12 protein-coding genes and 1 pseudogene are annotated in these 14,397 nt (G+C 66.8%); 5 read left to right on the top strand and 8 right to left on the bottom strand.

Annotated elements, in window-relative coordinates; genetic code table 11:
* Positions 1–131: 131 nt before the first annotated feature.
* Together H536_RS0111230 and H536_RS0111225 are read right to left on the bottom strand one after the other, a co-directional pair.
* Positions 132–1,007 carry an alpha/beta fold hydrolase gene (locus tag H536_RS0111230; RefSeq protein ID WP_024350564.1) on the bottom strand — a complete coding sequence of 292 codons (876 nt, stop codon included), beginning with the start codon at positions 1,005–1,007 and terminating at the stop codon, positions 132–134.
* Positions 1,004–1,762, bottom strand: coding sequence for an alpha/beta fold hydrolase (locus H536_RS0111225; RefSeq protein ID WP_029703095.1), 759 nt, complete (start codon positions 1,760–1,762; stop codon positions 1,004–1,006). Before H536_RS0111225 ends, H536_RS0111230 begins: the two co-directional genes overlap by 4 nt.
* A 140-nt stretch (positions 1,763–1,902) precedes the next feature.
* Between H536_RS0111225 and H536_RS0111220 the strand changes: the two genes are divergently transcribed.
* The 3 genes from H536_RS0111220 to H536_RS25140 all read left to right on the top strand — a co-directional run bounded on the left by H536_RS0111220 (position 1,903) and on the right by H536_RS25140 (position 5,544).
* Positions 1,903–2,148 carry a zinc-finger domain-containing protein gene (locus H536_RS0111220; RefSeq protein WP_024350562.1) on the top strand — a complete coding sequence of 82 codons (246 nt, stop codon included), beginning with the start codon at positions 1,903–1,905 and terminating at the stop codon, positions 2,146–2,148.
* 1 nt (position 2,149) lies between these two features.
* Positions 2,150–3,310 carry an FAD-dependent monooxygenase gene (locus H536_RS0111215; protein ID WP_035694899.1) on the top strand — a complete coding sequence of 387 codons (1,161 nt, stop codon included), beginning with the start codon at positions 2,150–2,152 and terminating at the stop codon, positions 3,308–3,310.
* Positions 3,311–3,492: 182 nt separating this feature from the next.
* Positions 3,493–5,544 (top strand): OmpA family protein, encoded by a 2,052-nt coding sequence (locus H536_RS25140; protein WP_024350560.1) that lies wholly within the window; start codon positions 3,493–3,495, stop codon positions 5,542–5,544.
* 102 nt (positions 5,545–5,646) lie between these two features.
* Here the strand turns inward: H536_RS25140 and H536_RS0111205 are convergent, their stop codons facing one another.
* From H536_RS0111205 to H536_RS0111185, 5 genes are all read right to left on the bottom strand, one after another.
* Complete coding sequence (locus tag H536_RS0111205; RefSeq protein WP_024350559.1) at positions 5,647–6,813, bottom strand: AI-2E family transporter; 1,167 nt, start codon at positions 6,811–6,813, stop codon at positions 5,647–5,649.
* Positions 6,814–6,971: 158 nt separating this feature from the next.
* On the bottom strand, positions 6,972–7,718 hold the full coding sequence (locus H536_RS0111200; RefSeq protein WP_187391889.1) for an amino acid ABC transporter ATP-binding protein: 747 nt from the start codon (positions 7,716–7,718) through the stop codon (positions 6,972–6,974).
* Positions 7,719–7,771: 53 nt separating this feature from the next.
* On the bottom strand, positions 7,772–9,271 hold the full coding sequence (locus H536_RS0111195) for an amino acid ABC transporter permease (protein ID WP_024350557.1): 1,500 nt from the start codon (positions 9,269–9,271) through the stop codon (positions 7,772–7,774).
* 17 nt (positions 9,272–9,288) lie between these two features.
* The gene (locus H536_RS0111190; RefSeq protein ID WP_024350556.1) at positions 9,289–10,479 is read right to left on the bottom strand and encodes an amino acid ABC transporter permease; all 1,191 of its coding nucleotides are present in this window, start codon (positions 10,477–10,479) and stop codon (positions 9,289–9,291) included.
* 111 nt (positions 10,480–10,590) lie between these two features.
* The gene (locus H536_RS0111185) at positions 10,591–11,610 is read right to left on the bottom strand and encodes an amino acid ABC transporter substrate-binding protein (RefSeq protein ID WP_024350555.1); all 1,020 of its coding nucleotides are present in this window, start codon (positions 11,608–11,610) and stop codon (positions 10,591–10,593) included.
* A gap of 216 nt (positions 11,611–11,826) precedes the next feature.
* Here H536_RS0111185 and metC point away from each other — a divergent pair, with 216 nt between their 5' ends.
* Positions 11,827–13,011, top strand: coding sequence for a cystathionine beta-lyase (gene metC, locus H536_RS0111180; RefSeq protein ID WP_244495418.1), 1,185 nt, complete (start codon positions 11,827–11,829; stop codon positions 13,009–13,011).
* 80 nt (positions 13,012–13,091) lie between these two features.
* Here the strand turns inward: metC and H536_RS0111175 are convergent, their stop codons facing one another.
* Entirely contained in the window at positions 13,092–13,295 is a 204-nt protein-coding gene (locus tag H536_RS0111175) for a hypothetical protein (RefSeq protein ID WP_024350553.1), read from the bottom strand.
* A gap of 355 nt (positions 13,296–13,650) precedes the next feature.
* Here H536_RS0111175 and cysC point away from each other — a divergent pair.
* Positions 13,651–14,283, top strand: a pseudogene (gene cysC, locus H536_RS0111170) (adenylyl-sulfate kinase); the annotation flags it as partial.
* Positions 14,284–14,397: the final 114 nt, after the last annotated feature.

The following is a 14,397-nucleotide window of genomic DNA, read 5'->3' as shown; positions in this document are numbered from 1 at the left end:
GGTCGGGATGCGCCGAAACGGCGCCTGGTCAGTGTCAAAGATAGGCGCGCGAGGCCGTCAGGGGAAGCCGCGGCGGCGGAACGCTGCGTTCCGGCGGCGCGATCGGCCCTTGCGGGGGCTCGGTGCGCGCATCAGCCAGCCGGCGTTGCAAAGCCGTGCCGGGTGAGAAAGTCGAGGATCGCGTCGCCGAAAACGTCGTTGCGGTCGCCCGCCACCATATGCCCCGCACCGGCGATGTCGACGAACTCGGCCGCGGGGACGAGGGCCCGGAATTCGTCGATCTCGGCACTCGTGACCATGTCCGAACGGCCGCCGCGCACCAGAAGCGTTGGAATGGTCAGGGCCTGCGCCGCGGCGATCATTGCCGTGCGCGCCGCGTCCCGGCGCATGGCGACGCTGTTCGGGCCGTCGATGAACGCCGGGTCCCAGTGCCAGCGATAGCGACCATCCGCAGAGCGCCGCAGGTTCTTGGCCAGTCCCTTCGACGATCCCGAGGGCCGCCGGTTCGGCAGATAGGCGGCGACCGCCTCCGCCGCTTCCTCGAGGCTGGCGAAGCCGTCGGCCAGCCGCTCGGTCATGAAGCGGTGGACGCGGGCAACGCCGTCCTCGTTGAGGCTCGGCGTCACGTCGACGAGGATCAGCGCGGCGAAGCGGTCAGCCTCGCCCTGCGCTAGCAGGCTGGCGATGCCACCCAGCGACGCGCCGACCGCCACGGGCTTGGCCCCCGTCTCACGAGCAATGGCATCGGCAAGCGTGCCGGCATCCGCGCCGAAATCGAAGAAGCTGTAGCCGCCACCGGCGATCCATTCGCTGTCGCCATGGCCGCGCTGATCGACGGCGATCGGCGACAGGCCGCGTCCGGCCATAAGGCCCGCGACATGCGACCAGGCCTGCCGGGTCTGCCCGCCGCCATGCAGCAGCAGCACCGGATGGCCGTCCGCCACCGGACGGTCGGCGACGAGACGATGGCCGCCGGCCCCCGCCCATTCCATACGCCGTGTGGTCACGCGGCTGCGCCCAGGAAGCGCAGGACCTCCGCCTTGAAGGTGCGGTCGCCAACCGAGAGCATGTGGTCCCGGCCTTCGATCGCGAAGACCCGGGCGTTCGGCATCAGCGCGGCGAGCGCGTCGGGCGAACCGGCAATGTCGTCGGTGGTGCCGACACCGATCAATGTCGGCTGGGCGATCTGCCCGACCTCGGCCTCGGTCAGTTCCTGCCGCGAGGTGGAGATGCAGGCGGCCAGCGCGTGCCGGTCGCTGCGGGTGCGGTCGGCAAAGGCCCGGAACATGCGCCCGCGCGGATCGGTGACGTCGTCGAGGGACGGTGCCAGCAGCGCCGCGGCGATCGGATCCCAGTCGCCGACACCCTCGACGAGGCCGATGCCGAGACCGCCGAAAACGATCCTCGAGATCCGCTCCGGCGCCGCCAGCGCGGTGAAGGCCGACACGCGCGCCCCCATGGAATAGCCGAAGATCACGGTCTCGCCGATCTCGAGATGATCGAGCAGCTTGACCACGTCGCCGGCCATCTTCTGCGGCGTGTAGGCCGCCTCGTCCTGCGGCTTGGCGCTCTGGCCATGGCCGCGATGGTCGAAGGCGACGACGCGGTAGCCGGCCTCGTTCAGGGTCTTCACCCAGCCCGTGTCGATCCAGTTCACCCGCATCGACGAGGCGAAGCCGTGGACGAGCAGCACGGCGGGCCGGTCGCGCTCGCCGGTATCGGTGAAGGCCAGTTGCAGACCGTCGCTGGTGAAGGTGTCCATGGCTGCCATTCTCGTGTTTTTCCGATCGGACGTCACAGGCGCATTAGAGCCATGACGGAGGTTTCGCCACCCCCTGTTCATTCGCGACCGGCGCCATTATGGTCCGCGCCATAGCGCAACCGAGCCGAGGGCGAGCCGCAATGGCCGGGCACACGATCCCCCATTTCCAGAACGATGCCGGACATGATCTGATCGAGGTCGGCGTCAACGAATTCATGTGCTGCGGCGCCAACCCGCCGCACGACCATCCGCATGTCTATCTCGACATGGGCGACGAGGGTGAGATGGTCTGCAGCTACTGCTCGACCCTCTACCGCTACAATTCCTCGCTGAAGGGCTGGGACACGATTCCCCCCGGCTGCCAGTTCGAAGAGAAGGCCGCCTGACATAGGCGCCATCGACCGGACGCGGCCGGTCGTCATCATCGGTGCCGGCATGGCCGGCCTGACGATGGCGCTGGAACTGGCGCGCCGCGATCGCCCCTCCATCGTCGTCGAGCGTGCCCCCCGGCTGGAAGAGGTCGGGGCTGGCCTGCAATTATCGCCCAATGCGCTCCGGGTTCTCGCCCGTCTCGGCGATCTGGACGATCTGAAGGCGCGCGGCACGGTGGCCGAAACCGTCACCCTGCATGCCGCCCGGACCGGACTTTCAATTGCGTCGGTGCCGGTCAGTTCGGCCGACGGAACGCCCTACCTCTCCATTCACCGCGCCGATCTCCAGGCGTGGCTCGTACGCGCCGCTGCAGCCTCGAGCCGGATCGATCTACGACTCGGCCTAGACATAGGCGCCATCGCACGGGACGGCGCCGATCTACGCGTCGAAGCCATCAGCTCGGGCGGCACCGAAATCCTGCAGGCGCCGCTGGTCATCGCCGCGGACGGCGTGAACTCGCCCACGGCCCTGCGGCTTGGCCTGGGCGGATCGACGACGACGGGCGCCCTCGCCTGGCGCGGCCGTGTTGCCGACGGCGCAACCATGCCGCCTGCCGGTATCGAAGCCTGGCTGGGGCCACGGCGTCATGCGGTGGCCTACCCCATCGCAGGCGGCAGGGAGACGAATCTCGTCCTCATCGAGCCTGCGGGCGCTTCGGCGGACCCGGCAGACCTTCCGGCACGCTTCTCGAAATGGGACCGGCGGCTCGGCGGCCTGATCGCGTCAGTGGACGGTTTCACCGCCTGGCCGCTGAAAGCGGTGCCCGGCGCACGGCCCTGGCGCCATCTCGATGACCGCCTGGTCCTGATCGGCGATGCGGGGCACGCCATGCTGCCCTATGCGGCGCAGGGCGCGGCCATGGCCATCGAGGATGCGGCGGTGCTGGCCGCCCATCTCGACCGCGCCACGGACTTGAGCATCGCGCTTCGCGGCTACGAGACAGAGCGGCGGCCACGGATCGACAAGGTACGGTCGCGGGTCGACTTTCACCGCTTCGTCTATCACCTGCCGTTTCCGCTCAGCCTCGGCCGCAATGCGGTGCTGGCATCGCGCTCGGCGGCCAGCCTCGCCGGCGATCTCGCCTGGCTCTACGACTGGCGCCCGCCCAGGGATTAATCAGCCGGACAGCGCCCGTCGCGGAACAGCGGCACCGGTGGAACGTTCCTGCCTCGCCTCGACATGGGTGCACCGGCCAGCAGGCCGGTAGCCATGGCGGGCGGGAGGACTGGCACCGGACCGCGAAACCGGCCGTGCGACCTCTCAATGCTGCAAGGGACGGTTTCGAAAAGGTCATTTACATGCCGAAAAGTAACAGGACCGGCAGGTTCGTCGGTGTCGCCGCGCTGGCGGCCTCGACAGCCCTCTCAGGGCCCATCGCCGCTTACGCGCAGGAGGCGGCGACTATCCGCGTCGCGCAGGCCGAGGAATTGCTGCCGCAGGACGCGGCCCCTGAGGCCGAAGCTCCGGCTGCACAGGAACCCGCCCCGGTAGAGGAAGCCGCGCCGGTCGAGGAACCCGCCGCCGAGCCGCAGCCCGCTCCCGTCGAGGAGCCGCCGGCCGAGCCGGCACCGGAACCCGAGGCACCGCCGGCCGAAGCGCCGGCAGACCCCGTCGCGCCGGCACCGGAGCCGGCAGCCGAAGCCCCCGCCGATGAACCTCAGGCTGAAGAGCCCCAGGCCGAAGCACCGGAGGCCGAGCCTGAGCCGGCTGTCGAGGAAGCGGCCCCGGTCGAGGCCGAAGTCCCGGCGGAACCCGTCGAGGAAGCGGCTCCTGCAGCCGAGCCGCAGGCCAGCGAACCGACCGCCGAGACGCCGGTAGAGGAGCCCGCCGCCGAACCCGAAGCCCCGTCCGAGCCTGCGGCGGAAGCCGCGCCTCAGGACGTCGCGCCCGAAGCGCCAGCGGCGGAGAATACCGACGCCACGTCGGCCGAGCCGGCCGCCGAGGCACCTGCCGAGGCAGCGGAGCCGGAGACCACGGACGGCGACACCATTGCGCCGACCGATGACGCTGCGCCCGCGGCCGACACCGCCGGACAGCCGGCGGAAACGTCGCCTGACCAGCCGGCCGATGCGGCAACCGGGGAGCAGCCTGCGGCCGACCAGCAGCCCGCTGCCGAAGAACAGCCCGCCGCCGAGACCGCCGCGCAACCCGAGCCGACCGCTCCGGAATCGCAGCCGGAAGCGGTGGACGAATCCGTCCAGACCGAGGCCGTGCCGGAAGGCGGCGTCGCCGCGAGCGATGCCCGCGTCCAGCAGCTCGCCGAGCCGGTCGAGGTGACCCCGATCACCGCCGAGGAAGGCGAACGGATCGAGGCGCCGAACGCCGCGGCGGCGGACGGCAGTGCCGGCAGCACCACGACGAACAATACGGTGATCAACAACAGCACGACCACCAACAACACCGTCGTGAACAACACCACCGTCAACCAGCAGGCGCCGCTGCCGCCAGGCGTCGAAGTCGTCGACCGCGTCGGCAATCGCGACATCCTGTCGATCGTCGGCGCCGGTGCCGTCGGGGCGCTCGCCGGCGGAGCTGCGGCCTATTTCATCCGCGGCAATGACGACGACCGCATCGCGGTCGATGCGCAGGAGCGTTACTATGACCGCCTGCGCGGCGATCGCACCCGCGAGACGGTGGTCCGCCCGAACGGCGTCCAGGTGGTCACGATCACAAACCGCTACGGCGACGTCGTGCGCCGCTCGCGCATCATGCCGGACGGCAGCGAAGTCGTCCTGTTCTACGATCCGTATCAGGATGACGAGCGTCAGGACGACTATTACTACAGCGACGTCGGCGCCGACCTGCCGCCGCTCGATCTGCGCATCCCGCGCGAGGACTATATCGTCGACGTGACTGATCCCGACGAGGAGCTCTACTACCGGACCATCGTCGCCCCGCCGGTCGAGACCGTCGACCGCATCTACTCCCTCAACGAGGTCCGCCGGTCGGAGCGCGTGCGGGACAAGGTGCGCCGCATCGATCTCAGCACGATCAACTTCAACTTCGGGTCGGCGGAGATCACCCAGGAGGAAGTCGGCGACCTGCAGGCCCTGGCCGATGCCATCGCACGGGTCATTGCCGAGAACCCGGACGAGACCTTCCTGATCGAAGGCCATACCGACGCGGTGGGCAGCGAGCGGGCCAATCTCGCCCTCTCCGACCGGCGCGCCGACGGCGTCGCCACGGCACTGACCCAGTATTTCGACGTGCCGCCGGAGAACCTCGTCACCCAGGGCTATGGCGAGCAGGACCTGAAGGTCGATACGCAGGCGGAGAACCGCGAGAACCGGCGGGTCACCGTCCGGCGCATCACTCCGCTGGTCAAGCCGGTCAACACCGCCCAGCGCTAGGCTGAACGGTCACACCCGAACAAAGAAAGGGCGGCCCTCGGGCCGCCCTTTTTCGTATCCGCAATGATGGGATGGGGACGGACCGCCCCGCCGCGAAGCCCGTCAGTCGTCGTCGTCGTTCGTCGGTCGTTTCGAACCGACCGACAGGAAATCGCCGAAGGGTCCGAGCGGCTCGACATAGCTCGCCAGCACCTTGAGAGCGACCATCACCGGCACCGCCAGGAACATGCCGACGACGCCCCAGATCCAGCCCCAGAACGCCACGGAGAGGAAGACCGCGGCTGCGTTCATCTCCAGCCGGCGGCCGACGATCATCGGCGTCACGAGCTGCCCCTCCACCGTCGTGCAGGCGAGATAGACCAGCACCGGCGCCAGCGCGTTGGACAGGCTGCCGAACTCGGCCAGCGCGATGACGCCGACGAGGAACATGCCGATCAGCGCGCCGATATAGGGGATGAAGTTCAACAACGTCGCCAGCGCGCCGAAGATGATCGGCGTCGGCATGCCGACCCACCAGAGCAGCGTGCCGATGGTGAGGCCGAGAGTGACGTTGATCAGCGTGATCGTGAACAGGTAGCGCGACAGCTCGCGCTCGATCTCGTGGGCGATGTTGAGCGCCCGCTTCTTGTCCGACAGGGTCGGCATGGCGCGGACGAGCTTCTGGTAGAAGAGGTCGCCCGACGCCAGCAGGAAGAACAGGAAGACCAGCGAGAAGCCCACCGAGGCGACGATCTGCGGCGCGGCGGTGGTCACATTGTCCAGGAGCCCGGGGTTCTTGACGACGACCTCGTCGGGCTGGCCGTCATTGGGGGCATTCCGCCCCGCGGCCTGCTCGACATTCTGCTGTGCCGCCTCCAGCCGGGCGAACCGCTCCTGCACCGAGCGCAGTTCCTGGTCCACGGCGGCGGCGTAGCGCGGCGCGTCGTTGACGATGTTCGTGATGGGGTCGCTCAGCATGTAGAAGCCGAGCACCATCGTCACCAGTGCGCCGACGACGAGGAAGAAGGCCGAGATCGGCTCCCAGATCTTCAGCCGCCTCCTCATGAACCGCACCACCGGGCTCATCACCAGCGCGAAGAGCAGCGCGATGATCACCGGCAGGACGAAGCTCGCCGTCAGATACAGCGCCCCGAACAACAGGATGAAGAAGATGCCGATCACCGCCCAGCGCGGGCCGGCTTCGATATGCTGGTTGGTGACGAGGCCGATCGTCGGGGACAGGGTGGTGGAACGCTTGTCTTCACGCCCCTCGCTCGATCGTTCAGACAATGGCGCATCCCCTCGGGTCAGATATGCACCAACGGACTGATCACAATCAGGTTCCCTTGCCGTGACGGAGGAACGGCGCCGGGCAGGCCGGCGCCGTCCGCCCTGCTCCATCGGCCCGCTGCGCGGCCGATGCCGGCCGCGCTGTGTCAGGGTGTGTGCTAGTGCAGGATCTGCGACAGGAAGAGCTTGGTGCGCTCGTGCTCGGGATTGGTGAAGAACGCCTCCGGCTCGTTCTGCTCGACGATCTGACCCGCATCCATGAAGATGACGCGATTGGCCACCTGCCGCGCGAAGCCCATTTCGTGGGTGACGCACAGCATCGTCATGCCCTCTTCCGCCAGCCCGACCATGACGTCGAGCACTTCCTTGATCATCTCGGGATCGAGCGCCGAGGTCGGCTCGTCGAACAGCATGATCTTCGGGCTCATGCACAGCGAGCGGGCGATGGCCACGCGCTGCTGCTGGCCGCCGGAGAGCTGGCCCGGATATTTGTGGGCCTGCTCGGGGATCTTGACCCGCGAGAGGTAGTGCATCGCCACCTCCTCGGCCTTCTTCTTGGGCATCTTGCGGACCCAGATCGGCGCCAGCGTGCAGTTTTCCAGGATCGTCAGATGCGGGAAGAGGTTGAAGTGCTGGAACACCATGCCGACCTCGCGGCGCACCTCGTCGATCTTCTTCAGATCGTTGGTCAGCTCGATCCCGTCGACGGTGATGGTGCCCTTCTGGTGTTCCTCCAGCCGGTTGATGCAGCGGATCATCGTCGACTTGCCGGAGCCCGACGGCCCGCAGATGACGATCCGTTCGCCGCGGCGCACGGTCAGGTTGATGTCACGCAGCACGTGGAATTCCCCGTACCACTTGTTGACGCCCAGAAGCTCGACCGCGATCTCGTCGGAGATAGCCATGCGGTCTGCATTGCCCGGCTTGGTGTCGATGTCGACGGCCATGGGAGATTCCTTCAGCTTTTGTGTCCGGTATCCAGTCGCCGCTCGGTGTAGATCGAGTAGCGCGACATGGAGAAGCAGAACAGCCAGTAGATGAACGCGGCGAAGACCAGGCCGGTCGCCGGTGTGGTGGGGGTGATCCAGTCGGGATCGTTGAAGCCGCGCCGGACCGTGCCCAGAAGGTCGGCCAGGCCGATGATGTAGACGAGGCTGGTGTCCTTGAAGAGGCCGATGAAGGTGTTGACGATCCCCGGGATCACCAGCGTCAGCGCCTGCGGCAGGATGATCATCCGCATCTTCTGCCAATAGGTGAGCGCCATGGCATCGGCGCCCTCATACTGTCCCTTCGGGATGGCCTGCAGGCCACCGCGGATGACCTCGGCCATGTAGGCCGCCGAGAACAGCGCCACGCCGACCAGCGCCCGCAGGAGCTGGTTGAAGGTCACGCCCTCCGGCAGGAACAGCGGCAGCATGAAGTTCGCCATGAACAAGACGGTGATCAGCGGCACACCGCGCCAGAACTCGATGAACACGATGCAGAACAGCCGCACCGCCGGCATCGACGACCGCCGGCCGAGCGCCAGCAGGATACCCAGCGGCAGTGACGCGGCAATGCCGCTGACCGCCACGACCAGGGTCACCATCAGGCCGCCCCACAGATTGGTGGGGACCGGCCGGAGCCCGAAGTCGCCGGTCATCAGCACCATGAAGGCCAGCGCCGCAAGGGTCGGAACCAGGAGCCCGAAGACGCCCGCCCCCTCGGACCCGGCACGGAAGCCGGCCCAGACCGCCAGCGCGATCGCCGCCAGCGACGCGAAGAACGCGGCGACCGAGAGGATCGAGAACCGGTAGCCGAGGAAGCGGAACAGATCCGGATCCAACGCCGCCGAAACCAGCAGCAAAAGAAGAGCCAGACCTGCGAGGCCGGCGGCGATCTTGACCGGCATCTGCGAGATGTCGACGTCGGGCTTGGCGAGGACACTGCTCAGCGTGGCAACGGCCGCGACCAGGAAGACCAGCGCCACCGTGCCGCCGGCGAAGCGGAACTCGCCGCCGGTCAGGAGCACCAGCGCCACGAACGGGAACACCGCGAACAGCAGGATCGCGTTCAGGCGCTTGTGGGGCACCCGCGGGATCGCCAGCCCTGCCACCAGCAGTGCCAGGAGCACCACCGTGACGTCGATGCGCCAGCGTTCGCCGAACGGATAGACGCCGTACATGAACTGGCCGAACTTGGCGCTGACGAAGGCCCAGCAGGCGCCGCCATGGCCACCGCCCTCGACCAGGCACGCAGTGCGATCGCTGCCGGTGAAGACGGCGTCGAGCCAGGCCCAGTTGAAGATGTTCATCGCGGCCCAGACGATGAACGCGCCGGCGATCACGCTGAGGACGCTGTCGAGCGGCGTCGCGAAGAGGTTGCGGCGGACATTGCCGATGAACCCGACCTCGCTCGGCGGGGGCGGCAGCGGCAGCTTTTCCTCGGTGGAAACGAAACGGGCGACTTGTTCTTCCATGATCTATTCGCCCCCGATCATCGCTCGACGAGCGCCATTTTGGCGTTGAACCAGTTCATGATGAGCGACACCGTGATGGAGAGGCCGAGATACACCGTCATCCAGATCACCACGACCTCGATGGACTGGCCGGACTGGTTGAGGACGGTCGAGCCGACGGCGACGAGTTCGGGATAGCCGATCGCCAGTCCGAGGGACGAGTTCTTGGTCAGGTTGAGATACTGGCTGGTCAGCGGCGGAATGATCACCCGGAATGCCTGGGGCACGACGACCAGCCGCAGCAGCTTGCCGCGCGTCAGCCCGAGCGCCGAGGCGGCCTCGGTCTGTCCCTTGGAGACGGACAGGATGCCGGCACGCACGATCTCCGCCACGAAGGCCGCGGTGTAGATCGACAAGGCCAGCCACAGGGCGATGAATTCCGGCCGGATCTGGATGCCGCCGGCGAGGTTGAAGCGCGTCGCGGTCGGAAACTCCAGCGTCGCCGGGATACCGGTGGCCACGAAGACCAGCAGCGGCAGGCCGACGATCATGCCGATGGCCGGCCACAGCACCGGCCGGCGCTCGCCCGTGGCCATCTGATGCTTCTTGCTGCGCCGCGCATAGAGGATCGTGGCCGCGGTCCCGACGGCGAAGGCCGCAAGGGTGGCCCAGGCGACCGGTTCGAACAGGATGGCCGGAATCTGCAGGCCGCGATTGGTCAGATAGACGCCGACCGGACTCTCGTCGATGCCGCGCGGACCGCTCAGAACCGACAGCACGCCGAAGTACCAGAACAGGATGACCAGCAGCGGCGGGATGTTGCGGAAGGTCTCGACATAGACGGTCGAGATCGAGCGGACGAGGAAATTGCGCGACAGGCGCCCGATGCCGACGAGAAAGCCGACGATGGTCGCCAGGATGATGCCGCTGATCGCCACGACCAGCGTGTTCGCGATACCGATGAGGATCGCGTCCCCATAGGTGGCATTGCTCGAATAGGTGAAGGGCGTGATGGCGATGTCGAAGCCAGACCGCTCGGCGAGGAAGCCGAAGCCGGACGCGATGTTGGCGGCTGCGAGATTCCGCGCCGTGTTGTCGACGATCCACCACGTGAAGAGCGCGATACCGACCACCAGGGCGACCTGGATGACGATGCTGCGGACGGTCGGATTGTTCAGGAAACTGGCCCCGCCGCCCTGACGCGGCACGGAATGGGTTTCGACGGTCATCTACGCTCCCGGGCGTTGCGGAAGTTGACGATCCCCGGCGGCCGCAAGGGGCAAACGGGCCACGCCGGGCGAGCCGGACGCGAAAGACGCGCCCGGCCCGGCTTGATCAGCTCAGCGGATCGGCATGCCGTACTGCAGGCCGCCCTTGGTCCACAGGGCGTTCTGGCCACGGGCGATTTCCAGCGGCGTATCGACACCGATGTTGCGCTCGAAGATCTCGCCGTAATTGCCGACGGCGTTGATGATGTTCACGGCCCAGTCCTGCGACAGGCCGATGGACTCGCCGAAGTTCTTGTCTTCGCCGAGCAGACGCCGGATCTCGGGATTCTCCGAGGTCTTCATGTCTTCGACGTTCTCCTGGGTGACGCCCAGCTCTTCGGCGTTCAGCAGCGCGTTGTGCGTCCACTTGACGACGTTGAACCATTCGGTGTCGCCCTGGCGCACGGCAGGTCCGAGCGGCTCCTTGGAGATGATCTCCGGCAGGATGGTGTGCTCGTCGGCATTGCCCATTTCGAGGCGCGAGGCCGCCAAGCCCGACGCATCGGTGGTCAGCACGTCGCAACGACCGCTGTCATAGGCCGAGTTCACGTCCGACTGGGACTCGATGACGACCGGGTTGTATTCCATGTTGTTGGTGCGGAAATAATCCGCCAGGTTCAGCTCGGTGGTCGTGCCGCTCTGCACGCAGACCGTCGCGCCGGACAGTTCGAGCGCGGAGTTCACGCCGAGGTCCTTCTTCACCATGAAGCCCTGGCCGTCATAGTAGTTCACGCCGGCGAAGGTCAGGCCCAGCGTGGTGTCGCGGTCCATCGTCCAGGTGGTGTTGCGGGCCAGAACGTCGACTTCGTTGTTCTGCAGCGCCGGGAAGCGCTGAACGGCCGACAGCGGCGAATATTCGACCTTGGACGGGTCGCCGAAGACGGCGGCGGCGATTGCCTTGCAGTAGTCGATGTCGAGACCCTGCCAGGCACCCTGATCGTTCTGCGAGGCGAAGCCCGGCAGACCGGTGTTGACGCCGCAGCGCAGGACGCCGCGATCCTTGACCGTCTGCAGCGTCTGGGCGGACGCACCGCTGACGGCCACTCCGGCGACGGTCAGACCCAGCACGGCAGTCAAAAGTCTCAATTTCATCAGGAAACCTTTCCAGGCATGGTTTTCAGTTCAATTCTTTTCTTTGTCGTTGAGAGACGCACCCATGCAGCCAAGGCCGCATCGCAAACGCATCTTCACGAGGCGGCTTGATCTCATGTCATAAATTTGTGCAGGTCAAGCATGTGACGCTTTTCTCCCGCCGATTTTGACGATTACGGCAATCCACGTCTCGCAAACAATCAGGAAGCCCAACAATTGAGCACTCGATCCGCGCAGCCCGGCAACACGCGTCTGGGGGTGAATACGCAGCTCGCGCACGGCCCGTTCGACCCATCCACGCAGCATGGTTTCGTCAATCCGGCCGTCGTGCACGGCTCCACCGTGCTGTTTCCCACCGCCAAGGAGTTGAAGAACCGAGCCAAGGCACCGTTCAGCTATGCCTTGTCCGGCACCCCCACGACCAAGGTTCTCGAAGATGCGCTGAGCGAACTTGAGGGCGCCGCGGGCACGATCCTTGTGCCGTCAGGGCTGGCCGCCGTCACCGTGCCGTTGCTGGCGTTCCTGTCCGCCGGCGATCACTGCCTGGTGGTCGATTCGGTCTATTTCCCCACCCGCCGCTTCTGCGACGGCACGCTGCGGCGGATGGGCGTCGACGTCGAATATTACGATCCGCATATCGGCGCGGACATCGCCGGGCTGATGCGTCCCGAAACGAAGGTCGTCTTCCTCGAGGCACCCGGCTCCAACACTTTCGAGATCATGGACGTCGCCGCGGTCTGCGAGGCGGCCCATGCCGGCGGCGCCGTGACGATGCTGGACAATACCTGGGCGACGCCGCTGTTCTTCCGGCCGCTCGAGCATGGCGTCGATCTGTCGATCCATGCGCTGACCAAATATCCGGGCGGCCATTCCGACCTGATGATGGGCAGCGTATCGGCGAACGCGGCGACCCTCGCCCAGCTCCGCGACACGCAGATGCAGCTCGGCGTCAACGGCGCGCCCGACGACACCTATCTCGTCCTGCGCGGCCTGAAGACCATGGGCGTTCGGCTGGAGCGGCACCAGTCGTCCGCTTTGGCGCTGGCGCAATGGCTGGAAGGTCGCGACGACGTCCTCGACGTGCTGCACCCGGCCCTGCCCTCCTTCCCCAACCATGCCCTGTGGCAGCGTCAGTTCAGCGGCGCGAGCGGCCTGTTCGGCTTCGTTCTCGACGGGGATACGGATGCGGCCGAGCGCTTTCTCGACGCGCTGCGCGTCTTCGGCCTCGGCTATTCATGGGGCGGGCACGAGAGTCTCGCCGTGCCGGCGTCGCTGGGCGACCGGACTATCGCGAAGGGACCGGCCGCGGGCAGCCTGATCCGGTTGCAGATCGGGCTCGAGGATGTGGCCGACCTGCAGGCGGACATGGAAGCGGGCTTCGCCGCCGTTCACGGCCGCTGATCGTCAAGGCCCCGCGTCGCTATGCCGATGCGGGGCCGGCCTGGCTGAATACCCGGCCTGCGGGCTGGCCGCGGCGCGGCTCAGCCGATGGCGCGGACGTAGGACGGCAGTCCCCGCGGGACGTTCGTGCATCCATGGAAGACGCGGACGTCCACGCGCGGATCGTCCTGCGCGTATTCGTAGTCGATCCCCAGCATGTTCATCACACTGGCCGGATGGCGAAAGTCGCCCGCCATGGCCGCCTTGCAATGATCCACCAGGATCGTCGAGCGTGCCTGTAACATCGTCTGCCTCCAAGCGTGTCTGCCTGTCGATGATGCCCACACCCGCCTCACTAGCCGATGAAGATTGTTGGTGGCTGGAGTGTGAAGGGTGCGAAAACAATCATACGCCCGGATCCGCTTTGCGGCTGTGCCCTTCCCGCCGCAACCGGCGCGGAAACGGTCCCGAGAAGCGGGCGAACGCCGCTGTCCGGGCGATTGGCGTCCCGCATCTCCTTGACCGGACGGCAACCATCCGGCACGCGGTGATGCCACGACGACGTTCGAAACGGGCACTGCCGGCGAACGGAAAAAACCGGCTTGCAGACCGCGCGTTCTGCATCGCCCTTCCAGCGGGTCACGGCCTGCCGACATTGATGGTGCCGACATGGCCGAAACCGAACGTTCCCATGCGCCCAATGTGCGATGGCAGACCTTCGATCTCGACAAGCAGCGCCGTGCGGCCGCCATGGGGCAAAAGCCGGCGGTGATCTGGTTCACGGGGCTCTCCGGCGCCGGCAAGTCAACGATCGCCAATCTCGTGGAGAAGAGCCTCTTTGCGCGCGGCCGGCACACCTATCTTCTCGACGGCGACAATCTGCGCCACGGCCTCAACCGCGACCTGGGCTTCTCCGAAGCCGATCGTGTCGAGAACATTCGCCGCGTGGCGGAAGCGGCACGCCTGTTCGTCGATGCCGGCCTGATCGTCCTCGCCTCCTTCATCTCGCCCTATCGGTCAGACCGCAGGATGGCGCGCAGCCTGTTCGAGGACGGCGAATTCATCGAGGTCTTCGTCGACACCCCGCTGGAGATCGCCGAGCAGCGGGACCCGAAAGGCCTCTACAAGCGCGCCCGCGCCGGGCTGATCAAGGATTTCACCGGCATCGACAGCCCCTATGAGGCACCCGAGCAGGCGGAGATCCGGCTGGAGGCAGGAACACGAGATCCGGACGTTCTGGCCGACCAGATCATGCGCTATCTTGAAACCCACGGATATCTCGCCCCCCGCTAACGAGGCGAGTGATGCGGAGGTCATTCAAGGACCGGACAATCCACGATCTGAAGGTTGAAGTCACCGCGAGGTGTCGGGCAAGGTCGCGGTTCGTGGACACGTCGAAATACGGGC

Origin of the sequence: Aurantimonas coralicida DSM 14790, assembly GCF_000421645.1 — a bacterium.
GTDB classification, from domain to species: domain Bacteria; phylum Pseudomonadota; class Alphaproteobacteria; order Rhizobiales; family Rhizobiaceae; genus Aurantimonas; species Aurantimonas coralicida.
The sequence above is the reverse complement of the archived record's forward strand: the minus strand, read 5'-3'. Positions and strand labels throughout refer to the sequence as shown.